This is a genomic window from Motilibacter deserti, assembly GCF_011250635.1.
GTDB classification, from domain to species: Bacteria; Actinomycetota; Actinomycetes; order Motilibacterales; family Motilibacteraceae; genus Motilibacter_A; species Motilibacter_A deserti.
In genome coordinates this window covers 62,464-88,344 of sequence record NZ_JAANNP010000002.1, presented here as the reverse complement: position 1 = coordinate 88,344, position 25,881 = coordinate 62,464, and the positions used below count along the sequence as shown (strand labels likewise).

23 protein-coding genes are annotated in these 25,881 nt (G+C 75.7%); 13 read left to right on the top strand and 10 right to left on the bottom strand.

Annotated features, from left to right (window positions below; genetic code table 11):
• Positions 1-310: 310 nt before the first annotated feature.
• Entirely contained in the window at positions 311-3,949 is a 3,639-nt protein-coding gene (locus G9H71_RS05495) for a BTAD domain-containing putative transcriptional regulator (RefSeq protein WP_166279340.1), read from the top strand.
• 18 nt (positions 3,950-3,967) lie between these two features.
• On the opposite strand, the gene G9H71_RS05490 is transcribed toward G9H71_RS05495, so the two are convergent.
• Both G9H71_RS05490 and G9H71_RS05485 read right to left on the bottom strand, forming a co-directional pair.
• The gene (locus tag G9H71_RS05490; protein ID WP_196791737.1) at positions 3,968-4,648 is read right to left on the bottom strand and encodes an ANTAR domain-containing protein; all 681 of its coding nucleotides are present in this window, start codon (positions 4,646-4,648) and stop codon (positions 3,968-3,970) included.
• A gap of 31 nt (positions 4,649-4,679) precedes the next feature.
• Positions 4,680-5,645, bottom strand: a complete 966-nt coding sequence (locus G9H71_RS05485) for an oxygenase MpaB family protein (RefSeq protein WP_331272765.1) — start codon at positions 5,643-5,645, stop codon at positions 4,680-4,682.
• 525 nt (positions 5,646-6,170) lie between these two features.
• On the opposite strand from G9H71_RS05485, the gene G9H71_RS05480 reads away from it, so the two are divergent.
• The 8 genes from G9H71_RS05480 (at position 6,171) to G9H71_RS05445 (ending at position 15,406) form a co-directional block, all read left to right on the top strand.
• A complete protein-coding gene (locus G9H71_RS05480) occupies positions 6,171-7,721 on the top strand; it encodes a DHA2 family efflux MFS transporter permease subunit (RefSeq protein ID WP_166279337.1) in 1,551 nt (516 codons plus the stop codon).
• Positions 7,722-7,841: 120 nt separating this feature from the next.
• The gene (locus G9H71_RS23075; protein WP_196791736.1) at positions 7,842-10,160 is read left to right on the top strand and encodes an eCIS core domain-containing protein; all 2,319 of its coding nucleotides are present in this window, start codon (positions 7,842-7,844) and stop codon (positions 10,158-10,160) included.
• A gap of 28 nt (positions 10,161-10,188) precedes the next feature.
• Positions 10,189-10,686: a DinB family protein gene (locus G9H71_RS05470; RefSeq protein WP_166279334.1), complete on the top strand. Its 498-nt coding sequence runs from the start codon at positions 10,189-10,191 to the stop codon at positions 10,684-10,686.
• A gap of 61 nt (positions 10,687-10,747) precedes the next feature.
• The gene (locus G9H71_RS05465; protein ID WP_166279331.1) at positions 10,748-12,001 is read left to right on the top strand and encodes an amidohydrolase; all 1,254 of its coding nucleotides are present in this window, start codon (positions 10,748-10,750) and stop codon (positions 11,999-12,001) included.
• Positions 12,002-12,076: 75 nt separating this feature from the next.
• Entirely contained in the window at positions 12,077-12,478 is a 402-nt protein-coding gene (locus tag G9H71_RS05460; RefSeq protein WP_166279328.1) for a hypothetical protein, read from the top strand.
• 165 nt (positions 12,479-12,643) lie between these two features.
• Complete coding sequence (locus G9H71_RS05455; RefSeq protein ID WP_331272764.1) at positions 12,644-14,080, top strand: FAD-binding oxidoreductase; 1,437 nt, start codon at positions 12,644-12,646, stop codon at positions 14,078-14,080.
• Between the two features lie 40 nt (positions 14,081-14,120).
• Positions 14,121-14,660 (top strand): SigE family RNA polymerase sigma factor, encoded by a 540-nt coding sequence (locus G9H71_RS05450; protein WP_166279326.1) that lies wholly within the window; start codon positions 14,121-14,123, stop codon positions 14,658-14,660.
• Positions 14,660-15,406 carry a hypothetical protein gene (locus G9H71_RS05445; protein ID WP_166279323.1) on the top strand — a complete coding sequence of 249 codons (747 nt, stop codon included), beginning with the start codon at positions 14,660-14,662 and terminating at the stop codon, positions 15,404-15,406. The genes G9H71_RS05450 and G9H71_RS05445 overlap by 1 nt, the downstream gene beginning before the upstream one ends.
• A gap of 6 nt (positions 15,407-15,412) precedes the next feature.
• Here the strand turns inward: G9H71_RS05445 and G9H71_RS05440 are convergent, their stop codons facing one another.
• A complete protein-coding gene (locus G9H71_RS05440) occupies positions 15,413-16,486 on the bottom strand; it encodes a DUF2332 domain-containing protein (RefSeq protein WP_166279320.1) in 1,074 nt (357 codons plus the stop codon).
• 88 nt (positions 16,487-16,574) lie between these two features.
• Here G9H71_RS05440 and corA point away from each other — a divergent pair, with 88 nt between their 5' ends.
• Positions 16,575-17,657 (top strand): magnesium/cobalt transporter CorA, encoded by a 1,083-nt coding sequence (corA, locus tag G9H71_RS05435; protein ID WP_166279317.1) that lies wholly within the window; start codon positions 16,575-16,577, stop codon positions 17,655-17,657.
• Here corA and G9H71_RS05430 read toward each other — a convergent pair.
• Both G9H71_RS05430 and G9H71_RS05425 read right to left on the bottom strand, forming a co-directional pair.
• The gene (locus G9H71_RS05430) at positions 17,635-18,468 is read right to left on the bottom strand and encodes an MBL fold metallo-hydrolase (RefSeq protein ID WP_166279314.1); all 834 of its coding nucleotides are present in this window, start codon (positions 18,466-18,468) and stop codon (positions 17,635-17,637) included. The two genes, corA and G9H71_RS05430, sit on opposite strands and share 23 nt — an antisense overlap.
• A gap of 7 nt (positions 18,469-18,475) precedes the next feature.
• A complete protein-coding gene (locus tag G9H71_RS05425) occupies positions 18,476-18,952 on the bottom strand; it encodes a general stress protein (RefSeq protein WP_166279311.1) in 477 nt (158 codons plus the stop codon).
• A 109-nt stretch (positions 18,953-19,061) separates the two neighbouring features.
• On the opposite strand from G9H71_RS05425, the gene G9H71_RS05420 reads away from it, so the two are divergent.
• Together G9H71_RS05420 and G9H71_RS05415 are read left to right on the top strand one after the other, a co-directional pair.
• Positions 19,062-19,256, top strand: coding sequence for a hypothetical protein (locus G9H71_RS05420; RefSeq protein ID WP_166279153.1), 195 nt, complete (start codon positions 19,062-19,064; stop codon positions 19,254-19,256).
• A 103-nt stretch (positions 19,257-19,359) separates the two neighbouring features.
• Positions 19,360-19,932 carry a TetR/AcrR family transcriptional regulator gene (locus G9H71_RS05415; RefSeq protein WP_166279308.1) on the top strand — a complete coding sequence of 191 codons (573 nt, stop codon included), beginning with the start codon at positions 19,360-19,362 and terminating at the stop codon, positions 19,930-19,932.
• A 17-nt stretch (positions 19,933-19,949) separates the two neighbouring features.
• On the opposite strand, the gene G9H71_RS05410 is transcribed toward G9H71_RS05415, so the two are convergent.
• Positions 19,950-20,975 (bottom strand): LLM class flavin-dependent oxidoreductase, encoded by a 1,026-nt coding sequence (locus G9H71_RS05410; protein ID WP_166279305.1) that lies wholly within the window; start codon positions 20,973-20,975, stop codon positions 19,950-19,952.
• A gap of 295 nt (positions 20,976-21,270) precedes the next feature.
• Here G9H71_RS05410 and G9H71_RS05405 point away from each other — a divergent pair, with 295 nt between their 5' ends.
• Positions 21,271-21,837 carry a hypothetical protein gene (locus tag G9H71_RS05405; protein ID WP_166279302.1) on the top strand — a complete coding sequence of 189 codons (567 nt, stop codon included), beginning with the start codon at positions 21,271-21,273 and terminating at the stop codon, positions 21,835-21,837.
• Positions 21,838-21,841: 4 nt separating this feature from the next.
• On the opposite strand, the gene G9H71_RS05400 is transcribed toward G9H71_RS05405, so the two are convergent.
• The 4 genes from G9H71_RS05400 to G9H71_RS05385 all read right to left on the bottom strand — a co-directional run bounded on the left by G9H71_RS05400 (position 21,842) and on the right by G9H71_RS05385 (position 25,844).
• Complete coding sequence (locus G9H71_RS05400) at positions 21,842-22,786, bottom strand: HpcH/HpaI aldolase/citrate lyase family protein (RefSeq protein WP_166279299.1); 945 nt, start codon at positions 22,784-22,786, stop codon at positions 21,842-21,844.
• A 33-nt stretch (positions 22,787-22,819) separates the two neighbouring features.
• On the bottom strand, positions 22,820-23,980 hold the full coding sequence (locus G9H71_RS05395; RefSeq protein WP_166279296.1) for an AI-2E family transporter: 1,161 nt from the start codon (positions 23,978-23,980) through the stop codon (positions 22,820-22,822).
• Positions 23,981-24,055: 75 nt separating this feature from the next.
• A complete protein-coding gene (locus tag G9H71_RS05390; RefSeq protein ID WP_331272763.1) occupies positions 24,056-24,976 on the bottom strand; it encodes a DMT family transporter in 921 nt (306 codons plus the stop codon).
• Entirely contained in the window at positions 24,954-25,844 is an 891-nt protein-coding gene (locus G9H71_RS05385; protein ID WP_166280478.1) for a PhzF family phenazine biosynthesis protein, read from the bottom strand. The genes G9H71_RS05390 and G9H71_RS05385 overlap by 23 nt, the downstream gene beginning before the upstream one ends.
• Positions 25,845-25,881 lie beyond the last annotated feature (37 nt).

Here is a 25,881-nt window from a genome sequence, read left to right as displayed (position 1 = left end):
CAGCTCGGTCCGATCGGGCCGGGCGCGTCATTGCGCATGGTGCCGCCGCCCCCGAAATGCCCGTGCCCCCGTTGCGGGCTTCGGACGCCCCTTACCTGTGTCACCACTACTTCATGCATCCAAGATCGCTTTGTTACCTGAAGTCCGCTACGTGAAGCAGGCTTCGCCACTCGTCGTGTGCGCGCCGTCGACGGCTCGTCATCGGCAGGACGTCGTGGCGACGCGGGGCGCAGGTCGCGCGAACCGCCCCGCTGACCGGATGGGCGGGTCTATGCTGCGGCCCGGCCCGGGCACGGGAGGCGGAGGAGACGTGCAGGACGGCGAGCCGAGCGCCCCGCTGCGGCTGCGGCTGCTCGGCGGGGTGGGTGCGACCCGCGACGGCGCCGAGCTGGACCTCGGGGGCCGCCGGCAGCGCGCGGTGCTCGCCCTGCTGGCGCTCGCCCGCGGCGGCGTGGTGCCCGCGGACCGGCTGATCGACCTGGTGTGGGGCGAGGAGCCGCCGCCGAGCGCGAGCGGGGGGCTGCAGGCGTACGTCTCGCACCTGCGCCGCCAGCTCCAGCCCGGCCGCTCCCCTCGCGACCCCGACGCGGTGCTCGTCAGCTCGCCGCCGGGCTACGCCCTCCGGCTCCCGCCCGACGCCGTGGACGCCTGGCTCCTGGAGCGGCTGGTCCGGGAGGGGACGTCGCTGGCCGCGTCGGACCCCGCTGCGGCGGTCGCGACGCTCTCCTCCGCGCTGGCGCTGTGGCGCGGCCCCGCCCTCGCCGAGTACGCCGGGGAGCCCTGGGCGGACGGCGAGGCGGCCCGGCTGGCCGAGCTGCGGTCCGTCGCCCGCGAGCAGCTGCTCACCGCCCGCCTGCAGGCCGGCGAGGCGGCCCTGCTCGTCCCCGAGCTCGAGGCGCTCGTCGCGGAGGAGCCGCTGCGCGAGGAGCGGTGGCGGCTGCTCGTCCTTGCGCTCTACCGCGCGAGCCGGCAGGCGGACGCGCTCGCGGCGCTGCGCAGAGCGCGCGCCGTGCTGGCCGAGGAGCTGGGCGTCGACCCCGGCCCGGTGCTGCGCGGGCTCGAGGCCGAGGTGCTGGCGCAGTCCCCGGGGCTGGCCGCGCCCGCCGCCCCGCAAGCCCGGCCGGCCGCGCGGCAGCAGGTGACGGCCGGGCACGCGAGCGTCCCCGAGCAGCAGCGGACGGCCCCGCGCGCGCCCGCGGAGCAGCTGCTGGAGCGGGCGCGCGAGCTCGCCGTGCTCGAGGGCGCGCTGCAGGACGTGCGCGAGGGGGCCGGCCGGCTGGTCGTCATCGAAGGCCCGGCCGGGATCGGCAAGACGCGGCTGATGGCCGAGACGCGCCGCCGGGCCGGAGAGCTCGGCGCCGCGACGCTGCTCGCCCGGGGCAGCGAGCTCGAGCGCGAGTTCGCCTTCGGCGTCGCCCGCCAGCTGTTCGAGGCCCGGCTCGCCGACCCGGCGTCCCGCGAGCGGGCGCTGGCCGGGGCCGCAGCCACCGCCGGGACGGTCTTCGACGGGCTGGCGGAAGCCGGCCCGGTCACCGCCGACGCGTCGTTCGCCGCGCTGCACGGCCTCTACTGGCTGGCCGTCAACCTCACCGCCGACGGCCCGCTGGTGCTCGCGGTCGACGACCTGCAGTGGTGCGACGCCGGCTCGCTGCGCTTCCTCGCCTACCTCGCCCGGCGCCTGGAGGGGCTGCCGCTCCTGGTCGTCGCCACGCTGCGGACGGGCGAGCGCCACGCCGAGCAGGCCCTGCTCGGCGAGATCACCGGCGACGCGGCGGCCATAGCCGTCCGCCCCCGCGCGCTCACCCCCGACGGCACCCGAGACCTCGTCCGCCGGCGCCTGTCCCCGGACGCCGACGACGCGTTCTGCGCGGTCTGCCACAGCACGACGTCGGGCAACCCGCTGCTGCTGCGCCAGCTGCTCGGCGCGCTCGAGGCCGACGCCGTACGCCCCGACGCGGCGCACGCGGACGTGGTCCGCGCGATCGGCTCGCGCGCGGTGTCGAGCATGGTGCTGCTGCGGCTGTCCCGGCAGCCCGGGCCCGCGCTCGCCGTGGCCCGGGCGCTCGCTGTGCTCGGCGACGGTGCCTCGCTGCCCGCCGTCGCCGCGCTCGCGGGACTACCCGAGGCGGAGACCGCGGCCGTGGCCGCCGGCCTCGCCCGGACGGAGATCCTGCGGGCCGAGCCACCGCTGGGCTTCGTCCACCCGCTGGTCCGCGACGCGGTCTACGGCGACCTCCCGCCCGGCGAGCGCGAGCTGCACCACGAGCGCGCCGCCCGGGCGCTCGAGGCGGTCGGCGCCACCGACGAGCAGGTCGCGGCCCACCTGCTGCACGTGCCCGGGCGGGCGGACCCGTGGGCGCTGGAGGTGCTGCTGCGCGCCGGGGCGGGCGCCGGGAGCAGAGGCGCGCCGGACGCGGCGTCGACGTACCTGCGCCGGGCGCTGCAGGAGCCGCCACCGGCCGGCCGGCGCGCCCGGGTGCTGCTCGAGCTGGGCAAGCTGGAGACGTCATGGGACGGGCTGGCCGCCGCCGCGCACCTGCGGGAGGCGTACGACCTCTTCACCGATCCCGCCGACCGGGCGGTTGCGGCCCGCGAGCTGGCGTGGTCGCTCTTCTTCGTCGGCGGCCTCGGGGAGGCGAGCGCCTTCGCCCGCCGGGCCGCCGCGGAGCTGCCGGCGGACATGGTCGACGAGCGGCAGGCCCTCGTCGCGCTCGAGCGGGCCGGCGGGGCAGTCCACTCCCTCGACCCCGTGGAGTGGGCGCTCTACGACCCGCCGCCGATCCTGGGCGACGGCCCGGGCGCCCGGATGCTGGAGGCGATCACGACCTGGGAGCGCACCTGCCGGTGCTTCCCCGCCGCGGAGTGCGCCGCGAGCGCGGAGCACGCCCTCGCGGACGGCAAGCTGCAGCAGGTCGACAACGGCCTGGTCTGGGTCGGGGCGATCGTCACCCTGGCGCTGGCCGACCGGGACGAGGAGAGCAGCCTCTGGGAGTCCACGCTGCGCCAGGCATACGAGCGCGGCTCGCTTTTCACGGCGCTCACGGTGTCGCTCTGGCGCGGCTACTCCCTCTTGCGCCAGGGCGACTTGCCGGAGGCCGAGGCGCACCTGCGGACGTCCGTGGAGCAGACCCTGGCGTGGGCGCCTACCTCCGGGATCGGCATGTCGTACTCGCTCGGCTGGCTGGCCATGACCAGGTTCGAGCAGGGTGACACCGACGGGGCGTGGGCGACCCTACGGCGGGACCTGCCGGTCTCGGGGGACGGGACGAAGGTGCTCGCTACGGCCCGCGCGGAGCTGCTGCTCGCCGCGGGCCGTCACGCCGAGGCGCTCGAGGCCGCCGAGGAGGCCGCGGCTGGCTCGTCGTTCATGGACAACCCGGGGTGGCGGCCGTGGCGCTCCCTGCGGGCCCGCGCGCTCGTAGGGCTGGGGCGTGCGGACGAGGCGCTGGCGCTGGCCGCGGACGAGCTGGCGCTCGCCCGCCGCTGGGGGTCCGCGAGCGTGGTGGGCTCATCCCTGCGGGTGGCCGGGGAGCTCGCGGGCGACTCCGGGGCCCTGGCCGAGGCCGCGACCCTGCTGGCCGGCTCGCCCGCCCGGCTCGAGCACGGCAAGGCGCTGCTGGCGCTGGGGGAAGCGCTGCTGGCCGGCGACCCGCGACCGGCGCGGGAGCACCTGCTCGCCGCGGTCCGCGTCGCCGACGGCTGCTCCGCGCTCCGCCTGCGCCGACGGGCGGAGGAGGCGCTGGCCCGTGCGGGCGCGCCCGCGCCGCCGCGCACGGCGTCGAGCACGACGACCCGGCTTGAGCGCGAGATCCTGCGCCACGTCGAGCAGGGCCGGTCGGAGAACGAGGTCGCGCAGGCGCTCTTCCTCACCCCCGCGGGGGTCCGCGCGCGGCTGGCCGCGATCGATGCCCGGCGTGGGGCGGGGATGAGCGCGGCCGCCGAGGGGTGAGCCGGGCGCGGCCGCCCGCTACGTCGCGCTGCGCGCGTCCTCGGCCGGCTCGTACCTCCGGTGCCGGTCGCCCGCGATCTGCTCGGCGACGAGGCGCAGCTTGACGTTCGCGTGCGAGGAGAGCGTGACGAGCATGGCGAACGCGCGCTCGGCGTCGACGTCGTAGCGCTCCATCAGGATCCCCTGTGCGAGCCCGATGACGTGACGGGTCGTCAGCGCCTCGCGGAGCCCCGCTATCTCGTTCGCGTCCGCGTCCGCCCGGTCCAGCGCCTGCTGCCGGTCGGCAGCCGACGCCGCTCGCGCGCTGGCCGCCCGCTCCCGATCACGCCGGGCCCAGCCCCGGTCGACGCGCGACTCGCCCCGGTCCCCCGCGGCCTCGTCCCGGTCGCGCGCGGAGAGGAACCGGTCGCCGAAGCCGGCGTCGGCGTCGTGGGTGCGGGCACGCGTCACGCGGTCGCGGCCGGACGCCCGGGTCTCCCGCTCGTCGGCGGCGCGGTCACGCAGGTCCGCGGCGTCGGCGTGGGCGGCGGCGAGCTGGTCCCACTCGTCGGCCAGCTTGTCCCGCTCCGCGGCGAGGGCGGCGAGCTCGCGCGGCGTCCAGTCCCCGGCCTCGGCCGCGGCGCGCTCCTGCTCCGCGAGCTCGGTCGTGGCCGCCTCGAGCCGCTCCTGCCATGCCATCGTCTCCGACCCCCCATCCATGGGGGAACGCTAGCGAGCACCGGCCGCGACGTCACGCTGCGGGCTGCGCCGGGGCGTCAGCCGCCCAGGCCGGGGCCGGGGCATGCCCCAGCCGGTACCTCGCAGCCTCCTCGGACGGGCTGTACGGGCCGAGCGCCAGCTGGAGCGCGCGCAGCTGCCACCGCGTACGCCGCAGCCGCACCTGCTCGCGCACGCCGCGCGCCGCGCGCCCGGGCACGCCCGCGAACGGTGCCACGACGGGCGACACCAGCAGCCCGGCGCCGGCCGCGAGCCCGGCGTAGAACCGCTGCTCGACCTCGGCCAGCCCGGGCGGGGCGTGCAGGAACGCGCGCAGGTCGGCCGGCACCGGCTCGAGCACGGGCCGGTACGCCGCGAGGGCCTCGGCGAGCTCGGCCTCCGTGGCCGGGAGGTCACGCGCGCCGAGCGCCCGCGCGCTGCGCGCCCAGTCGGCGACGTACGCGTCGGGCCAGCGCGGCCCGAACCGCCCGGCCAGGTCGTGGCCGACCGCCTGCTGGGCGGCGAGGAACGCGTCGGTGAAGGCGAGGTGCACCCAGCGCAGCAGCTCGGGGTCCGAGGCGGCGTACGCCCGTCCGCGGCCGTCGGAGCCGCGCACCCGCCCGTGCATCGTGCGCACGCGCAGCGCCTCGCGCTCGGCCAGCTGCGCCGACCCGAACGTGCTGACGACGAGCCAGCGCGCGGTGCCGGCCAACCGCTGCCAGGGGTCCTGCTCGTACGCCGAGTGCCCTTGCACGCCGGCGAGCGCGAGCGGGTGGGCGGCCTGCCCGAGCAGCGCGGCCACGCCGCCGACGAGGGTGGAGAGGTCGCCGTGGACGCGCCACACGACCCCGTCCGGCTCGAACCAGCCGGGCCCCTCCCCGACGGTGGCGATGCTGCGCACCCACGCCGGGGCGCCCGTCGGGTCGCCGGACACCCGGGCCCGGAACCTGCGCCGCGCCTGATCGGGGAGCCGGCGCAGGTCGCCGGAGCGGAGGAGCACACGCCAATGTCGCCCGACGAGCGGTCCCCCGCACGTCGAGGGCTCAGCCGAGCGAGACGACGAGGTGGTGGTCCACGACGAACGGAAGGCCCCCACCGCCCGTCGCGGCGGTGCGGGCGTACGTCCCCGGGACGTCCGGCGAGGTGCGCCGCGCTCCTACTCATGGCGCAGGTCACGCAACGCCGGGCACCCGAGCCGGTATCCGCGGCGGGGCTTTCTCCTCCGTCTCGTGGCAGTCGCCCCGCGGCCTCGGAAGAGGCGGCAGGCGCACCGATGAGTACGTCGCCGGACAACCGTCCGTAACCGAGGCCCCGTACCGTTGCGCCGCCGAAGGGAGGCCCGTACGACTGACGTGTCCACGGACAAATCCAGGTGAGCCCCGTGGCACCTGCGTGGGAGCATCCGACAGCCGGCTCCGCCAGGTGGGACATCATCGACGCCCGTCGAGAAGAGGCGCGTGCCCGCATCCCGGGCGCTCCCGAGCTCGTGTGCAATCCCGTGTGCAACTTCCGGAGGACAACCCGCATGACCAACGTCGACCAGCCCACCGGAGCGGGCGCCGTCGCGCAGCACGACCCGGGCCCGCCCGGGGACGGGGGGCTCGACCGCCGGCTGCTGCTGATCGCCTCGGTGGTGGTCCTGGGCTCGGTGCTCGTGATCCTCGACGCCACCATCGTCAACGTCGCGCTGCAGGCGCTCGCGACGGACCTCGAGGCGCCGCTCACGACCATCCAGTGGGTGGTCACCGGCTACACCCTCGCGCTCGCGACCGTGATCCCGCTGAGCGCGTGGACGATCGACCACTTCGGCGCCAAGCGCACCTTCCTGGCGTCGATCTTCCTGTTCGTGCTCGGGTCGGCGCTGGCCGGCGCCGCGTGGAACGTGGAGTCGCTCATCGCGCTGCGCGTGCTTCAGGGCTTCGGGGGCGGCCTGCTGAGCCCTGTGGGCATGACCATCCTGACCCGCGCCGCCGGCCCGGCCCGGGTGGGCCGCGTCATGGCGGTCATGGGCGTCCCGATGCTGCTCGGCCCCATCTGCGGGCCGATCCTCGGCGGCTGGCTCGTCGACGACTTCTCCTGGCGCTGGATCTTCTTCATCAACGTCCCGGTGGGCGCGCTCGCGATCTTCCTCGCCGCGAAGGTGCTCGACCGCGACGAGAAGCAGGCGGCGTACTCCATCGACTGGCTCGGAGTGGTCCTGCTGTCGCCGGGCCTCGCCGCGGTGATCTACGGCTTCGCCAAGTCCGGTGAGGAGGGCACGTTCCTGCACGCGCAGGTGCTGGTGCCGGTGCTGCTCGGCGGCGCGGCCCTCGCCGCGTTCGTGGTGCACGCGCTGCACCGCGAGGCCCCGCTGGTCGACCTGCGGCTCTTCGCGAACAAGGTGTTCACCGCCGCGACGTCCACGCTGGCGCTGCTGGTGGTCTCGGTCTTCGGCGGCATGCTGCTGCTCCCGCTCTACCTGCAGGTCGTGCGCGGGGAGTCGGCCATGGACACCGGCCTGCTGCTGGCCCCGCAGGGCCTCGGCGCGATGGTCGCGATGCCGCTGGCCGGGACGCTCGCGGACCGCACCGGTGTCGGGCGGATCGTGCCGTTCGGCCTCGCGGCGGTCGCTGCCTCGTTCCTCGGCCTCACCCAGATCGAGGGCGACACGTCGTACTGGCTGCTGGCCGCCCTGCTGTTCCTCATGGGCCTGGGCATGGGGTTCTCGATGATGCCGACGTTCACCGGCGCGATGCAGACGCTGCGCCGCGTGGACGTCGCCAACGCCAGCACCGCGCTCAACATCGTCCAGCAGGTCGCGGCCTCCGTCGGCACCGCCGTGCTGTCGGTGCTGCTCGCCCGGGCGATCGCCGACCGCACCGGCGGTGGCGGCGGGATCGGCGAGAGCGCCGCGGTCACCGACGAGCAGCGCGCCCAGGCAGCGCCGCTGCTGGCCGAGGCCTTCGGGTCGACGTTCTGGTGGGCCCTCGCGCTGGTCGTCGTCGCGTTCGTCGTGGCGACCGTCCTGCTGCCCAAGCGCAAGCCGGCGCCGGTCGACGAGGGCCCGGCCTCCGAGCCGGTCGTGCTGATGCACTGACCTGGTGGGCTGACCCGACAGCCGCCCGCGCCGAGGTTGCGACGGACGCCCATGGACCGTGACGGCTGTGCTGCCTACGGTGGGGGGGTCCTCGACGTCTGTGCGGACGGAGGGTGCCGCATGGAGCGTACGTACGCCGTCCCGGGCAGTTCCCGGCCGGAGCAACGGGCGCGCCCGCACGCCGCCGCGCACCCGGGCCGGGCGGCGCTCCTCGCGCTCCAGCGGTCGGCGGGCAACGCGGCCACCACGCGCCTGGTCCAGGCCCGGGGCCGGCTGCCCGAGGGCACCCGGTCCCCCCGTCCCGTCCCGCCCGTCGCGCCGGCCGAGCCGGCGGCCGCCGGCAACCCGGCCGGGTCGGCCGAACGGGAGTGGCGCCACCTGCTCGACGGCATCCTGGCAGTGACTGGGTACGGCGGCGTCGGCCCCGTCCCTGCGCCGCGCACTGGTGCCGCTAGCCCGCTGCGGGCGGCGGCCGCCACCGTCCATGAGCAGTGGGGGCGGCTCGGCCCGGGCGTGGACGTGCCGGCCGGCCTGCGGGCGCCCTTCGAGCAGAGCTACGGCTACGACCTGTCCGGCGCGCGGATGCACATCGGCGGCGCGGCCGCCCGCGGCGTGACGTCCGCCTTCGGCGTCCAGGCGCTGACGGTCGACAACCACATGGTCTTCGCCGCCGACCCCAGCCGCCGCGTGCTCGGCCACGAGCTCGCCCACGTCGTCCAGCAGGGGCTGCGCGCCGCACCGCCGGCCAACGGCTCGATGCGCGCCGCGCCGCCGGGGTCGGCCGTCGAGCGGGACGCGGACGCCGCCACCGACGCGGCGCTGGCCGGCGGCCGGCACCGGCTGCGGGCCGCGGGCGACGAAGACGTGAGCATGCTGGCCCCGCTGGCGATCGCGGCCATCGCGGCGCTGGTCGTCGGGGCGGGTATCGCGATCGGCGCCGAGCTCGCCGGGCCGTCCTACGAGGAGAACCAGCGTCGGGCCGAGGAGCGGCGCCGCGACCCGTCGCTGGCGGCATGGGCGGAGGCCTCGTGGCTCTGGGTGCCGCTCGGGGGCACCGCGACCCGCATCTGGCAGGCTCAGAGCCCGGTCGAGCGCTACCTCAACGTCGCGATGATGCCGCTCGACGTGCTCACCCTCGGCGCGCTCGGCTCGGCGGCCATGAAGATCAGCAGCCTCGGGCTGTGGCGGACCGCGGTGTCACGGGCCGCACCGGCCGAGCTCGCCGCGCTCGGGCGTGAGGGCGTCACAGTGGCGACGAAGGCCGAGGTGCAGGCACAGGCCCGCGCCGCGCTCGAGGCCGGCCAGGCGGTGGTCGCCTCGGTCGGGCGGCGTGGTCACGCGCTGGTCTTCGTGCAGGTCGAGGGCCAGCTCTACCGGCTCACCGGCGGCGCGCTGCGCACCATGGCCGTCCGTTCGATGGAGTCCTTCGCCCCGCGCAGCATCAACGCCTTCCACGCGCTGGGCGGCACGGAGGCGAGCGCCCGCATCTTCGCCGAGGCCCAGATGCTGGCCCGGACGTGGGGGCCGGGGTTGGGCTTCTCGTTCCGCAGCTGCGGGCTCAGCACGGCGCGGCTGGCCGAGTCCGGGCTCCTGTCCACCGGCTCGGTGGGGCTCGGCCTCGGCGGTGGCCGGGCGTACCTGCCGGTGACCGTCATCGGAGCGCTGGCCGAGCGCGGCGGCGTCACCCTGTCCCAGGAGGGCGCACGGCGCATGCTCATGGGTACCGGGCTGCAGTTCGCCCTGCTCGGCACCGCGCGCAGCGCCGTCACCGTCGTCGCGAACCCGGAGAGCTTCGCCGCGTCCCTCGTCGAGCTGCTCGTGCCGTCGGCGACCGAGCTCGTCCCCACCCAGTCCTCCGCGGACGACGCGTCGGCTCGCGACCCGCTCGCCGAGCTGGAGGCCTCGACATCGGACCTCGACACCGCCCTGACGACCGAGGAGCCCGGTGCTGACGGGATCGGCCTCGCCTCGATCCCGGACGCGTACGTGGCGGTGCAGAACCGCGTGGCCCTCGCGGCGGGCGGCGGTCAGCGCGCCTCGCACACCCTGGAGCTGGAGCCGCACTACACGTTTCTCGCCACGGCCCACGAGGAGAGCCGGCAGCCGCCCGAGGACATGGGCGAGGTCCTCGACCTGCGCGGTGCCGACGGCGCCACCGAGGCGGGCGCGCAGGCGCACCTGGACCACGACTGGCTGGTGCACGTCTCGGGCACGCCGGAGTACGTCGACGGCGCCCTCCGCTTCGTCGACGACCTCGCGGCGGCGGTCGATCAGGAGGACCACGACGGCATCGTCGACCGGGTGGCCTCGTACTTCCCGGCAGCCAGCCCCCGGCCGGCCGAGCGCACCGCGGCCGCGGCGATGGCGCTCGAGCGCGCGGGGCTTAGCGGCGCGGACCTGGACGCGGCCCGGTCGCGGCTGGTGGCTGCTGGCGGCTGAGGCGGCGCCGGCCTGGGAACCTCTCCCCGTGCCGCACTCCTCCGCCCACTCGTCCGACCCCGCCGTCGCGCTCGCGCCGAAGGCCCAGTTCGAGGCCTTCCTCGACGAGCACCGGGCGGCGCTGGACGCCAGCCTGGACGGGCTCACCGAGGAGCAGGCCCGGCTGCGGCTCGTGCCCTCGAAGACCACCCTGCTCGGCCTGGTCAAGCACGCGACGTTCGTGGAGAAGGTGTGGTTCGACGAGGCCGTGACCGGCCGTTCGCGAGGCGAGATCGGCATCCCGGCCTCCCCCGACCGCTCCTTCGACCTGCGGCCCGACGACACCATCGACTCCGTTCGACGGGCGCACCGGGAGGCCTGCGAGGCCTCCCGCCGCGCTGTGGCGAGCGTCGGCCTGGACGACCTGCTGCCCGGCAACCGGCGCGGCCCGCTTCCGTTGCGCTGGGTCTACCTGCACGTGCTGCGCGAGCTCGCCCAGCACTGCGGGCACGCCGACATCCTGCGCGAGCAGACGTTGCGCGACTGACCGGCGGTGATGGGTCAGCGGCGCGATGTGCAGGGGCTGACAGGGCGGGTACACCGCGCGCATGCCGCTCCCACACCGCTCGTTCGACTCCGCTCCGGTCGTCGCGATCACCGGGGGGCGGGTCGTACCCGTCACTGCCCCGCCCATCGACGGCGGCACGGTATTGATCCGCGACGGGGTGATCGCCGAGGTGGGCCGCGACGTCGCGGTCCCGGACGGCGCCCGGGTGGTCGACGCCATCGGCAAGTGGGTGCTGCCGGGCTTTGTCGACGCCCACACGCACATCGGGATCCACGAGGAGGGCGAGGGTGGCACCGGGGACGACACCAACGAGTCCTCCTCCCCCAGCGTCGCCGGCGTCCGTGCGGTGGACGCGATCGACTGCGACGACGTCGGCTTCCGCGACGCGCTCTCGGCGGGCGTGACGACCGTGAGCGTCAAGCCCGGCAGCGGCTCGTGCCTCGCGGGGCTGAGCACCGCCATGAAGACCTGGGGCGGCCGCTTCCTCGACGAGCAGCTGCTCAGCGACAAGGTGAGCCTGAAGTCGGCGTTCGGGGAGAACCCCAAGCTCTACACCGCCCCCGCGCGCGAGCTTCCCATGACGCGCATGGGCATCGCCTTCGTCATCCGGCAGAAGCTCGAGGACGGCAAGGCGTACGCCGAGCAGCGCGCCGCCGCGGAGAAGGCCGGGGAGCCCTTCCGCCGCGACCTCGAGCTCGAGGCGGTCGCCTCCCTGCTCGCCGGCGAGCTCGTCTGGGACGTGCACGTGCACCGGCACGACGACATCGCCACCGCGGTCCGGATCGCCGAGGAGTACGGCCTGCGGCTCGTGGTCAACCACGGCACCGAGGCGCACAAGCTCGCCGACATGCTCGCCGAGCGCGACATCCCCGTGGCAGTCGGTCCGATCATCACCTCCCGCGCGAAGTCGGAGCTGAGCGGCCACACGATCAAGACCGCGGGCATCCTCGCCAAGGCGGGGGTGCGCATCGCGATCGTCACCGACCACCCCGAGGCGCCGGTCAACTTCCTCGTGCTGCAGGCCCTGCTCGCTGTGCGGGAGGGGCTCGACCGCGACGTGGCGCTCGAGGCCATCTCGGTGAACCCCGCCCGCATGCTCGGCCTGGACTCCCGGGTCGGGGCGCTCGAGCCCGGGCTCGACGGCGACGTCGTCGTCTGGTCCGGCGACCCGCTCGGCGGCGAGACGCGCGCCGAGGAGGTGTTCATCAACGGCGGCACGGTCTACCGCTACGACGCCGATCAGGGCGAGGGGAAGGTGGCCGAGCGGTTCGTCCCGCCCTCAAGGCTGCTGTGATCGTGCCGGGGGCTTCTCGGCCAGATGCCGCGCCGGATGCGGAATGTACGGATTCTGGGCGGGAAGCAACTCCGCATGGCTGAACCCAACGAGCAGGCCGTCCCCGCCCACAGCGAGCTTCCGCTCCCGGACTACGACCACCTCCCGGCGGGCACCCTGCAACACCGCATCCGCACGCTCGACCTGCCGTCCCTCGAGCAGCTGATCGCCTACGAGGAGGCGCACGCCGGCCGACTGCTGGTGCTCAACGTCATGCGGCAGCGCCGCGAGGAGCTGGCCGCCGGCGCCGAGCCCTCCGGCGGCGACCCGCTCGCCGCCACGCCGGAGGCGCCGCCCGCGCCCGCCAGTGGCTCGCCGGTCTCGGGGGCCACGACCGGCCCGGTTCAGAACCCGACGACCGGCGGCGACCCCACGAACCCCGGCCAGCCGCGCGGGTCCGGCCACGGTTCCACCCAGAGCCGCCCGTACGGCACCTGACCCTCCATCCGCCTGGACCGGCCGCCGGCGCCTCGTGCGCCGGCGGCCGGCGTGCGTCCGGGCCGCGCACACCGGTGCAGGCGGCCCGCACAAGCCGGCCGCAAGACCCTCTCAAGGACCGCGGCGCACGGTGGTGCCCTCGACCCCCAGCCGTGGAGGCCCGCCGTGACGCTCGACCCGATCGCCGTACCGCCGCTCGACGCCCCCGCGGCGTCGGCCCCGGGACGCGTCGTCCGGCCGCGCGCCCCCTTCGGCCCCGACGCGCTGCGCGGCCTCTGCGGCGGCGCGGTCCACCTGCCCGGAGACCCGGGCTACGACGGGGCCCGCCGCCCCTGGAACCTCGCCGTCGACCAGCGGCCGGCCGCCGTGGCCTATCCCGCGGACGCCGACGAGGCCGTCGAGGTGCTGCGCGTGGCGCAGCGGCACGGGCTCCGGGTCGCGGTCCAGCGGACCGGGCACGCGGCGGCGGCGCTGCCCGCGCTCGAGGACGTGGTCGTGCTGCGCACGGCGGGGATGACGAACGTGCAGGTGGACCCGGTGCGGCGGCGGGCGCGGGTCGGCGCCGGGGTGCTGTGGGAGGACGTGGTCAGCGCCAGCAGCCCCTTCGGCCTGGCCGGCCTGCACGGGTCCTCGCCGGAGGTCGGCGTCGTCGGCTACACCCTGCTGGGCGGGCTCGGCTGGCTCGCGCGCTCGCGCGGGCTGGCGTCCGGCAGCGTCTCCGCCGCCGAGCTCGTCACCGCGGACGGCACGCTGCTGCAGGTCGATGCCGGCTCCGAGCCCGAGCTGCTGTGGGCGCTCCGCGGCGGAGGGGGCGGCCTCGGCGTGGTGACGGCGCTCGAGTTCGCGCTGCACGAGGTCGCCACCGCGTACGCCGGCTGGCTGGTGTGGGACCTGCGCGACGCCGGCCGCGTCCTGCCGGCCTGGGCGGAGTGGGCCGACGCCGCGCCAGACGAGGTGACCACCGCGCTGCGGCTGCTCCGGCTGCCCGACCTGCCGGCGGTCCCGTCGCCGCTGCGCGGGCGCCGCCTCGTCGTGGTCGACGGCGCGGTCGTGGCGCCCGAGCCGGAGGCCGGGCGGATGCTCGCCCCGCTGCGCGCCCTCGCACCCGAGTCCGACACCTTCGCGACCGTCCCGGCCGAGGCGCTGGCCCGCCTGCACGGCGACCCCGGTGGCCCGACCGCGGCCGTCTCCGAGCACCGGCTCCTCGCGTCCCTGCCCGCGCCCGCGGTCGACGCCCTGCTGGCCGTGGCCGGCCCGGACGCCCGCACGTCGGTCGTCTCGACGGAGCTGCGCCAGCTGGGCGGCGCGCTGTCGCGGCCGGCGGCCGGCGGCGGCGCACTGGCCCTCGTCGAGGGGCGCTTCTCCCTCTTCGCCGTGGCCGTGCCACGGGGCGACGGCGCCGCGCACGCGGACGTCGCCGCCGTCGCCGGAGCCGTCGGACCCTGGGCCTCCACGCGCAGGTACGCCGGGTTCTGCGACGGCCGCGTCCCGCCCGGCGCGCTCTGGGACGCTCCGACGCTGCGCCGGCTGCAGGCCGTCCGCGCGGCAGTGGACCCCACGGGCCGGATCGTCGCGGCCCACGCGGCGCCGCTGCCGGGCTGAGCCAGGCAACCTCCGGGGCGGGTCCTCCGTAGAAGACGGTGTGCACAGAACGGAACGCTCCACCGCCGACGCCGAGTTCGCCGACTTCGTCCGGTCGGCGAGCCCCGGCCTCCTGCAGGCGGCGTGGCTGCTGACCGGCGAGCGCGAGGCGGCGCGCGACCTGGTGCAGACGGCGCTGCTGAAGACGTACGCGGCCTGGCGCCGCGTGCGGGCAGACGACGCGTACGCCTACACCCGCCGTGTGCTGGTCAACGCCCACGTCGACCGCTGGCGGCGCCGGCCGTGGCGGGAGGCGCCGAGCGAGCAGCTGCCCGACCTCTCCCCGGCGCCCGACGCGACCGGGACGATCGACAGCAGGCTTGCGCTGGCCCAGGCCCTCGGCGTGCTGACCCGGCGCGAGCGGGCGGTCGTCGTGCTCCGCTACTACGCCGACCTCAGCGAGGCGCAGGTTGCCGACGACCTCGGGATCTCGCGCGGAACCGTGAAGAGCACTGCGTCCAAGGCGCTCGCGAAGCTGCGCGTCTCCCCCGGCCTGCGGGACGACGAGCGCGCCATCCCCCACCCTTCGAGGAGGACCTGATGAGGACCGAGGACCAGCTGCGCGAGGAGCTGCGGGACCTGACCCCCGCGTTCGGCCTCGGCGCCACCGCTGAGGAGATCGTCGTCCGCGGCCACCGGCGTCGTGCGCGCAAGTCCGCTTCGGCCGTGGCGGCAGCGGTCGCCGTGGCGGCGGTCGTCGGGGTCGGTGCGGTGCGCCTCGGCTCACTCGGTGACGCCGCCGAGGCCCCGGCGCCGGGGGCCGCCCCCGCGGCGCCGGGCGGGGCCGAGGAGGCGGGCCCCGCCCTCTCCGTCACTTCCGGCGGGCAGCCGCTGGGCGAGGTCGTGCGCACCGGTGAGCCGCTCGGCGCAGGTGAGCGCGTGCTCTACGTGACGCCCGTGGACGAACCACAGTTGCCCGATATCGAGTTCGGCCTCCAGGAGGGCGTGCTCGACGCCGCCACCGGCCGCATCACGCCGGGCACCTTCACGAACGAGTTCGACGGCCGCGCCGACGCCCCCGGCTTCCACGCCGGCCAGCTCGTGGCCGAGGGCAGCACCTGGCGGCTGTTCGGCTACTACGTCGGCGACGCCGCGCGGGTCTCGGTCACGGTCGACGGCTCCCCCGTCGAGGGGAGGACGGCCCGCTGGAGCGAGGACCCGTCCGTAGTGCTGTGGTGGGCGTCGGGCCCGTCGGGCGGCGCGCACCCCGAGGTGGAGGGGCTGACGGCGTACGCGGCGGACGGCGAGCAGCTGCCCGCCGGGCACAACGAGGTGGGCGCGGGCTGACGCCGCTCAGTCGAGGGCCCGCGGCGCCCAGTGGACGGGTACGCCGTGGGCCCGCGCGGTCCCGAGGACGCGCCGCTCCCCCTCCGGCCAGGACTCGAGCGTCACGACGTGGTCCGCCCCCGGCGCCCGGTCCTGCCCCGCCTCCAACGACAGATGTGCGAAATGTGCATCGGGCGTCGCCTGTGCGCCGAGTTCCGCGATCCGCGTGGTGAGCCTTTCCTGCTCGGCGGGGGCGACGTACTGCCAGAACACGCTGTGCCACAGCACGGTCGTGGTGCCCGGCTGAAGCTCTACCCGGTCCAGCGCGTCGGCCGCAGACGCCCGCTCGACGGGCACCGGGTGCTGCGCGACGATGTCGAGAGCGGCCCGCAGCCGCTCGAAGCGCTCCACCTGGTCCGCCCAGACGTACGCCGTCAGCAGCAGGCGGCCCTCGGTCGACGAGGCGTCCACCGGGGCGAGGTCGTAGCCCCGCCGCTCCACCAGCTGCACGTCGGCGTCCGGCGGCGGGGCGCCCTCCCAGGCCGACTCGAAGCCGACGGCAGAGCCGGGCGGCCCCCATTCGGCGCCCGCGCCCGTGACCCGGTAGCGGTCGACGTTGAGGTTGAGGCCGGCACTGGCGCCGAGCTCGACGAGGCATACGCGGGCCGAGCGCTGCCCCGCCCGGGCGGCGGTCGCGAACCGCAGGCCGCCGGCCAGGACCGCCGCCCGCCCCGGCTCGTTGGTCTGCGGCGGCGACTGCATCCAGCGGGCGAGCTCGTCGGAGTGCTCGACCGCCGTCGCCTCGAGCTCACGCCACGCCGCGTCGACGTCGGAGAACGTCCCGCCGACGGACGGGTAGTGCAGCGCGAGCCGGGGGGCGGCGCGCTCGAGCACCAGCCGGTGCAGCCCGCCGAGGAAGCGCAGCGGGACCATGTCGTCCGCCGGGGCGTCCGCCCACGGGGCAAGGACCCCGGCGACGGCCCCTCCGGAGCGCAGCTCCTCGGCCGCGCGCGCGAGCAGCGCCGCGTACATCGGGGAGCCGAGCCGGGCGCAGTGCCCGCCCTGCAGCTCGAAGTGGCCCGCGAGTCGCTCAGTGTTCACCCGACCAGGCTCGCGCACGCGTACGGCAGTGCGATCAACGGGGCATAGGCTGGACGGTCGGCCCGCACACTGCAGGAGGGACTGCGCCATGCCATTGCTCCCCGGCCCGTCGCGCCTGCCCCGCCCGCACCGCGGCCGACCGGGCGTCGTCGGGGCCGAGCAGCCGAGCCCGGTGGAGCGGGACGCCGTGGTGGACTGCGGTGTCTACATCGACGGCGAGCGCGACAACGAGGTGGAGAGCTACCGCAAGGCCCTCGACAAGGCCGAGGCGGGCGGCGGTTTCGTCTGGATCGGGCTGCACGAGCCGACCGAGGCGCAGCTCACCGACATCGCCGAGGAGTTCGGGCTGCACCCGCTCGCCGTGGAGGACGCGGTCAACGCCCACCAGCGGCCCAAGCTCGAGCGCTACGAGGGCATGCTCTTCGCGGTGTTCAAGACCGTGCGCTACGTCCCGCACGAGACGGTCACCGAGACCAGCCAGATCGTCGAGAGCGGCGAGGTCATGGTCTTCGTCGGCGACCACTTCGTCGTCACCGTGCGGCACGGCGAGCACGGCGACCTGCGCGGCATCCGGCGCCGGCTCGAGAGCGACGACGAGCTGCTCCGCCTCGGCCCGATGGCCGTGCTCTACACCGTCGCCGACCGCATCGTCGACGACTACGTCTCCGTGGCCGACGCGCTGCAGGCCGACGTCGACGAGATCGAGCAGTCGGTGCTGGCGCCGGAGCGCACACGTGAGATCGAGCGGATCTACCAGCTCAAGCGCGAGGTGCTCGAGCTCAAGCACGCCGTCGCCCCGCTCGAGCTGCCGATGCGGCTGCTCGTCTCGCAGTTCGCGAAGGGCAAGGGGAGCCTCAAGGCCTACTTCCGCGACGTGGAGGACCACCTCACCCGCGTCCGCGAGCAGGTCACGGGCTACGACGAGCTGCTGACCTCGATCCTGCAGGTGGCCTTCGCGCAGGTGCAGATCCACGAGAACGAGGACATGCGCAAGATCTCGGCGTGGGTGGCCATCGCGGCCGTGCCCACCGCCGTGGCGGGCATCTACGGCATGAACTTCGACCACATGCCGGAGCTGCGGTGGAGGTTCGGCTACCCGCTGGTGCTGCTCGTCATCTTCACCGCGTGCACGCTGCTCTACCGCGGGTTCAAGCGCAACGGTTGGCTCTGAGCTGGGCGTAGCCGTCGCGCACTGCGGGGCCGACGACCTCGGGCCCCCACGGCCACCGGCCCGCGCCGGCGGCGACCGCGTCCGCCTCGGCGACGCCGGCCGAGTGCAGCTCGCGGATCAGCCCCGCGACCTGCCCCAGCTGCTCCTGCTGCGCCGCCGCGTACGCCGGGTCGACCACGGTGCCGTGGCCGGGAACGAGGACGGCGGCGGCCGGCACCCGGCCGCGCAGGCGCCCAAGCGTGGCCGGCCAGTCGAGCGGGAAGCTGCCCGTGCCGTACATCGGCGGGCCGGACTCCTCCACCAGGTCCCCGACCAGCCAGGCGCCCGCGTGCGGGACGTGGACGACCAGGTCGTTGTCGGTGTGGCCGCGGCCGAAATGCAGCAGCTCCACGCGCCGGCCGCCGACGTCGAGCACGGCCCGGTCGTCCACGAGCTCGGTCGGCGGCGTGATGACGACCTCGGCCCACTCCTCCCGCGGCTCCTTGCCCTCCGCGACCCAGCGGGCGAGCATCGGCACTTCGTACGCCTCCAGGTGCGCGGGCACGAGCCGGTGCCCGTAGACCGGTGCCGCCGGCGCGAAGCACGCGTTGCCGAAGGAGTGGTCGTAGTGGGCGTGGGTGTTGACCACCCAGCGCACTGGGGCGTCGCTCAGCTCGCGCAGGTCCCGCCGGACCTCGTCGGCCTCCCGGTGCGAGGACCGGGTGTCGACGACGAGCAGCCCGTCCGCCGAGCGGACGACGCAGACGCTGACGTCCAGCGGGTCGTACCGACGCCGGAAGAGGTCTTCGCCTATCTCCTCCCAGCCCGCCACGGGCGGGTCAGCCGCGCAGCGAGAGCCGCGCGAGCATCTCGCGCGCCTGCTCTGCGGTTCGCGAATCGCAGAGCACGTCATAGCGCTTGGCCACGATCTGGCTGCGCGAGGTGAAGTCGCGGCGGCCGCCCGTCGCCGCGTAGCCCACGAGCCCGAAGACCGCACCGAACAGGGCGCCCCACACCGCTCCGAGCAGGATCACTGCGAGGCCGTTCGTGTCGGCGTCGGCGAAGAGCGTCAGCAGCAGGCCGACGAGGAACCCGAACCAGATGCCGCTCGCCGCTCCCGCCGCTGCGGCGCGGCCCCACGTCAGCCGGCCCGTCACGCGCTCGACCATCTGCAGGTCGCTGCCGACGATGGTGACGTTCTCGACGGGGAACTTCTCGTCGGAAAGGAAGTCCACGGCCCGCTGGGCCTCCGCGTAGGTCGCGTAGCTGCCCACCGGCAGGCCGGTCGGCGGAAGGGGAAGGGTCGGCTGGCTCATGCGGGCCTCCTGGCTCGGCGGTCTACCCTCCTGTATCCAACGCCCGGGACGCTATCCCTGTGGCGAACGCCCCGGGGTGCCCGTGGCGCGAGTGGGTAGGGGCGGGCCCATGACGACGACACCGTTCGAGCCCATGGGCAACCGTGACCAGGAGATCGCCGCCGCGGACGCGGGAGTCGGTGCGCCCGACGTCGCGCCCGGCTTCGGGGTCGGGGGCGAGGAGCCCGACCCGGACGAGGCGGCCACCACCCCCGACGAGGACGTCATCCCCGGCGGCGGCCCCAGCTCCGAGCCCACCGACTGAGCCCTCGGCGACCAGCCCCGGCGGCTACCATCTATGCGGAGCTTCCTCCGCTACCTCTCCTGACCGAGCGGGGCCTCCGACCGCCCAGGAGGATCGTGCAGGCATGACGGAGACCGGGAAGCGCCCGCTGCGGGCCGACGCCCAGCGCAACCGCGACAAGCTGCTCGCGGCGGCGCTCGCGGCGTTCGCCGGGCCGGCGGGCGCAGACGCCTCCCTGGAGTCCGTGGCCAAGCAGGCCGGTGTCGGCATCGGCACGCTCTACCGCCACTTCCCCACCCGCGAGGCGCTCGTCGAGGCGGTCTACCGCAACGAGGTCGAACGGCTCTGCGATGCCGCCTCGGGGCTCCTCGCCGGCGGCGCGCCGGACGCCGCCCTGCGTCAGTGGATGGACGGCCTCGTCGACTACATGACGACCAAGCGCGGCATGGCCGCCGCGCTGCAGTCGGTGATCGCCTCGGGCGGCGACCCGTTCGCGGAGACGCGCGGGCGCCTGCTGAGCGCGCTGCAGTCCCTGCTGGACGCCGCCGTCGCGGCCGGAGCGATCCGCGGGGACGTCGCCGCGCACGACGTGCTGCGCGGCGTGAGCGGGGTCTCGCTCGCGGCCCCCGACGACCGGGAGCAGGCCGGGCGGCTGCTCGACCTGCTCCTGGACGGGCTGCGCTACCGGCCCTCCTGACCGCGGCGGGCCGAGGCCTACGCCTTCGGCGCCCAGCCCAGCGCGGGCGCGATGTCGCGTACGACCGTCTCCAGCAGGCGGGCGTTGTAGTCCACCCCGAGCATGTTCGGCACGGTCAGGATGAGCGTGTCCGCCTCCCGCACGGCCGCGTCCTTCGCGAGCTCCTCGGCGAGCTGGTCCGGCTCGCCGACGTAGTTCTTGCCGAACCGGGACCGCGCGCCCTCGAGGTAGCCCACCTGGTCCTCGCCGGGGTCGCCGCCGAAGTAGTGCCGGTCCTCGGCCGTCGTGATCGGGAGCACGCTGCGGCTGACCGACACCCGCGGCGTGCGGTCCCAGCCCGCGTCGGCCCACGCGGCGCGGAACAGCGCGATCTGCTCGGCCTGCAGCTCGTCGAACGGCACGCCGGTGTCCTCGCTGAGCAGCGTCGAGCTCATGAGGTTCATCCCCTGCTCGGCTGCCCAGACCGCCGTGGAGCGCGTGCCCGAGCCCCACCAGATGCGCTCGCGCAGCCCCGGCGACTGGGGCTGCAGCGGCAGCCGCCCGGAGACGCCGCGGGTCATGCGCGGGTCGGCGTCGACCAGCGCCGCGCCGCTGATCGCGGTCAGGAACACGGCGGTCTTCTCGCGCGCGAGGTCCGCGTCGCTGACGCCGGTCGGGGGCACGTACCCGAAGGCCTCCGAGCCCTTCACTGCCGTCTCGGGCGACCCCCGGCTCACGCCGAGCTGGAGCCGGCCGGCGCTGAGCAGGTCGGTCGCCGCCGCCTCCTCGGCCATGTAGAGCGGGTTCTCGTAGCGCATGTCGATGACGCCGGTGCCCATCTCGATCCGCTGCGTGCGGGCGGCGATCGCCGACAGCAGCGGGAACGGCGAGGCGAGCTGGCGGGCGAAGTGGTGGACTCGGACGTACGCGCCGTCGAGGCCCAGCTCCTCGGCGGCCACCGCGAGCTCGACCGTCTGCACCAGCGCGTCGCGCGCCGTGCGCACCGTCGACCCCGGGATCGCCTGCCAGTGGCCGAACGTCAGGAACCCGATCCGCTTGTCCATGTCACTGCCCTCTCGTCGCTTCGGCGTCGTCAGCGCGCAGGGGTGACCCGGGATTCCCGGCGTCCCCCGACCGGGCCTCAAGTCGCCGAGGAGGCCCTGCTGGAGCCGCCACGGCCGGGTCGCTCGCGTCCGGTCGAGCACCCGCCGGCCGACGGGGCGTCGTGCCCGCGAAGGCGGGGCCAAAGCTCCGCCGTGGTGACCTCTCCTCCGCCGTCGCCGGACGTATCACTCCGGCCCCACCGCGCTCTGCCCATAGCCGCCCCACCGACCGACGACTCCGGCAAAGGACACAGCGATGCGCGCCCAGGACCCGTACGGCGAGCCCTGGACCGTGAAGGTCGTCTGGCGCCCGCGCTGGTCGGCCCTGACCCGGCGCCTCGGCGGGTGGCGGCGCAAGCGCCGGCCCGGCCTCGACACGGCGGCCGACGGCTGGGACGTGGCCAGCGAGCTGAGCAGCGTGCGCGTGCCCACCGGCGGCGGGCCGAGCGGTGGCGGCGGAGCGAGCAGCGGCGGTGGCGGCGGCTTCTGGAGCGGGCTGGACGAGGGCGCCGCGCTCCTCGCGCTGATCGGCCTGCTGCTCATCGGGCTCGTCGCGGCCGCCGCCCTGTTCTGGTGGCTGCTGCTCCCGCTGCTCCTGCTGCTGGTCGACCTCGTCGTCGTCCTCGTCCTGCTGGTCGCGGGCGTGGCGGCCCGCGTGGTCCTGCGCCGCCCGTGGACGGTCGAGGCGGCGAGCCGGCACGCGCGCTACCGGCACCACGTCGTCGGGCTGCGCGCCGCCCGACGTGCCCGCTCCGACCTCGCCGAGCAGCTGCGGGCGGGCACCCTCCGCCCGCCGGTGCCCGCGCCGCGTCCCGCGGCCTGATCAGCTACGCCGGCGGCGTGAGCCCCGCGGCGCGCCCCTTCGCCGCCACGGCCAGCGCGACCTGCCGCGACGCCTCGTCGATCATCTCGCCGTCGAGCAGGACCGCGCCGCGCAGGCCGCCGGCGCCCGACGTGGCGCGGGCGTACGCCGCCAGCACGGCCTCGGCGCGGGCGTACTCCTCCGGCGACGGGGTGAAGACCTCGTTCGCCGCGTCGACCTGGCCCGGGTGCAGGACCCACGCGCCGTCGTAGCCCAGGGCCGCGGTCCGGGCCTTGTCCCGCCGGAAGCCCTCCACGTCGGCGATCCGCACGTACGGCCCGTCGACCGCCTGCACGCCGGCGGCCCGGGCCGCGACGAGGATGCGCAGGAGCACGTAGTGGTAGGCGTCGGCGCCCGGGTAGCCGGCGGGCTGGGCGCCGATCTCGACCGTGCGCATGCCGAGGCTGGCCGCCATGTCGCCCGGCCCGTAGACGAGCGCCTCGACCCGCGGGCTCGCCGCGGCGATCGCGTCGGCGGCGGCAAGCCCCGCGGCCGACTCGATCTGCGCCTCGATGCCGATCGCGCCCACGGGGAGGCCGGCGCCGCGCTCGAGCTGGGTGAGGAGCAGGTCGAGCGCGGCGACGTGGTCCCGCGAATCGCACTTCGGCAGGACCACGCAGTCGACCGCTTCCCCGGCGCCCTCGACGACCGCGGTCACGTCGCGGGCCGTGTGCGCGGTCTGCCAGCCGTTGAGCCGGACGGCGCGGGTACGCCTCCCCCAGCCGCCCGCGCGCAACGCCTGCACCGCGGCGGCCCGGGCGTCGTCCTTGGCCCCCTCCGCCACCGAGTCCTCGAGGTCGAGCATGACCTCGTCGACGGCGAGCGTCGCGGCCTTCGCAACCATGCGGGGGCTCGACGCCGGAACCGAGAGACAGGAACGGCGAGGGCGGAATCTGCGCACGCCCGTCATCCTGGCCGATGGCGCCCGGCGGCGCGGCCCCGGCTAGCGCGCGGCTGCCTGCGGATGCGACGGCACGGGGGTCTTCTCCTCCCCCGTGGTCGGGACCGCCTTGAGCTTGCCGCGCCGGGTGTCGTAGATGTCGCGGATGATCACCTGCAGCACTCCCGCGACCGGGATCGCCAGCAGCGCCCCGAGGATGCCGGCCAGCTCCACCCCCAGCAGGACGGCTATCAGCACCGTCAGCGGGTTGAGCTTCACCGTCCGGGACTGCACGACCGGCTGGAAGAGATGGTTCTCCAGCTGCTGGTAGATCACGAACCACACGGCGACGACGATCGCCGCGGGCACCGACTCGACCAGTGCGATGAGCGTCGCGATGATCGCGCCCAGCGTCGCGCCGATGAGCGGGATCAGGTCGCAGACCGCGACGAAGAGCGCGACGACACCGGCGTAGGGCACGTCCATGACCGTCAGCACGAGCCAGGTGAGCAGGCCGCAGATCGTCGCGATGAGCAGCGCCCCGGTGATGTAGCCGGTGACCGCACGGGCGCAATCGTGCGCGACCCGCCGCACGTGCGTCTCGCGCTTCGGCGTCAGCTGCGCCATCGCCGCGTCCATCAGCTTCGGCCCCTCGAGCACCATGAGGAACGAGAGCACGAAGATCGTCAGGAGCGCGACGACGACCTCGCCGGCCGTCATCAGCGCGTGCGCGGCGGGGGTGCCGAGGCCGCTCAACGTCTCGCGGATCCGGTCCTCGTTGTCCTGGACGTACTGGTCGACGTTGAACCGCTCGATCAGGTCGCCGACCGGCCCGCGGCCCTCCCGCGCGTCCTCGATGTATTGCGGGAAGTCCTCACGGAAGTCGTCGCTCTGCTGAACCAGCGGGGTCACGAAGACCGCGACCAGGCCGGCGAACGCGAGCAGGCCGCCGAACCACACGATCAGGGTCGCGACCGAGCGCTTCATGTGCCCGCGGCGCTCGATGATGCCGACCAGCGGGGCGAGAGCGACGGCGAAGAAGGCCGCGATCGCGATCCACACCAGGATCCGGCCGACGCGCTCGATCAGCAGCAGGGCGAGCGCGGTCGCGAGCACCATGCCGATGGTGGCCGCGATCGTGCGCCACGGGATGCGCTCGCGGGGCGCGACGAGCGGGCTGCCCGTCCCGGGGACGATGTACGCCGGAGGCTCGTGCGACACCATCGGAGCCTGCTGGTCTGTTGCCATAAAGGCGGCGATGCCCGGTTGACCCAGGCTCGAACCGTCCCGGTGCGCCGGTCAGTCCGTGAGCGTCGCCGGCGCGGGACGGGACACGACGACCAGCGCGGTGCCCGCCAGGACCAGCGCGAGCGCCGGCAGCGCGGCCACCGGCGGGGTCTGGCCTAGCCACACTGCGGCCAGCAGCGCGGCGCCCGGGACCTCGAGCAGGATCGCGACCGACAGGACCGTCGGCGGCACCGAGCGCAGCACGACGTTGAAGACGGTGTGCCCGAACAGCTGCGCCGCGACGGTCACGACCACGATGCCGAGCCAGGCCTTCGCCGGGTAGCCCGACAAGGAGACCCCGCCCGCGAGGCAGCCGGCCAGCAGGGCCAGCGCGCACACGCCGTAGCAGACCGCCGTGTAGGACGCCGTCGGCAGCTCGCGCCGCACCCGCGCGCCCGCGACGACGTAGAACGCCGCGAACAGGCCGCCGCCGAGCGCCATCGCGTCGCCGACGAGCGCCCGCGTCGAGAGCGAGAGATCGACCCCCGTCACGACGAGAACGCCGACCAGCGACAGCCCGATCCCCGCCCATGCCCGCGGCCCGAGCCGCTCGCCCGCGAGCCGTCCGAGGACGGCCGTCCACACCGCCTGCAGGCTCACGATCGCGGTGGACGACGCCACCGAGGTGTAGCGCAGCGACGGGATCCAGAGCGCGAAGTGACCGGCCAGCAACAGCCCCGCGCCGGCCGACAGCCCCAGCACGCCCCGCCGGGCCGTACGCAGCCGGTCCCACTGCGTCGCCACGGCCACCGCGCCGACCACCGCGGTGCCCAGTGCGTTGCGCCAGAACGCGATGGCGAGCGCAGGCGCCGCCGTGGCCGCGATGACCGGCCCCGAGGTGGAGACCCCGACCAGACCGACGGCGAGCAGGAGGAGGTCGGCCCGGGCCGGCGTCAGTGCGCGCTGGTGCTCACGGGACAAGGATCTCGCCACGCGCCATCGGCGCAGCGGTGCCCGCGACCGTCACCTGCACCGCGGCACCGGCCTCGGCGGCCACGGTGCACGCCAGCGTCGACGGCCGCCCCATGTCCACGCCCTGCCGCACCGTGTACGCACTGGTGCCCTCGCCCGGCAGCAGCCCCTCGGCGACGAGGTACGCGCCGAGCCCGAGCGCGGCGGAGCCGGTGGCCGGGTCCTCGTGGATGCCGACCCCGCCCGCCCAGCCGCGGGCGTACGCGGTGGAGGTGGCGGCGTCCCAGGAGAACGCGTAGGCCTCGCCGTGCTCGAGCCGCAGGAGCGCGGCGTCGTCGCCGAGCGAGGCGGCCACGGCGGCTTCGTCGGGCAGCGGGACGTACGCCCAGTCGATCCCGGCGCCGGCCGCCCGCACCGTGCCGGCGAGCCCGTCGACGGCCACCCCGACCGCCGCCGCGTAGGCAGCCGCGTCCAGCGGCCCGGACACCCGCGGCGTCCCGCCGGTCAGCGTGACCAGCCCCGGCCCGATGCCCTCGGCCTCGCCGGGGTCGATCCGCAGCGGCATGTCCCCGGCGGCACAGCGCTGCACCACCTGCCCCGGCTCGATGCGGCCGAGTGCCGCCATGAGCCAGGCCGTGCCGACCGACGGGTGGCCGGCGAAGGGCAGCTCGACAGTCGGGCTGAAGATCCGGATGCGGTAGTCCGCGCCGGGTCCGTCGGCGGGGCCGAGCCGCAGCGGGAACGCCGTCTCCGACAGGTTGAACTCGCGGGCGAGCAGCTGCATCTGCTCGGTCGAGAGCTCCTCGGCGTCCAGCACCACGGCCAGCGGGTTGCCACCGAACGGCTCGTCGGTGAACACGTCGACAATCTCGTAGCGCAGCGTCGGCATCACGCCCTGACGGTAGCCGGTGCCGGCGGACGGGCCG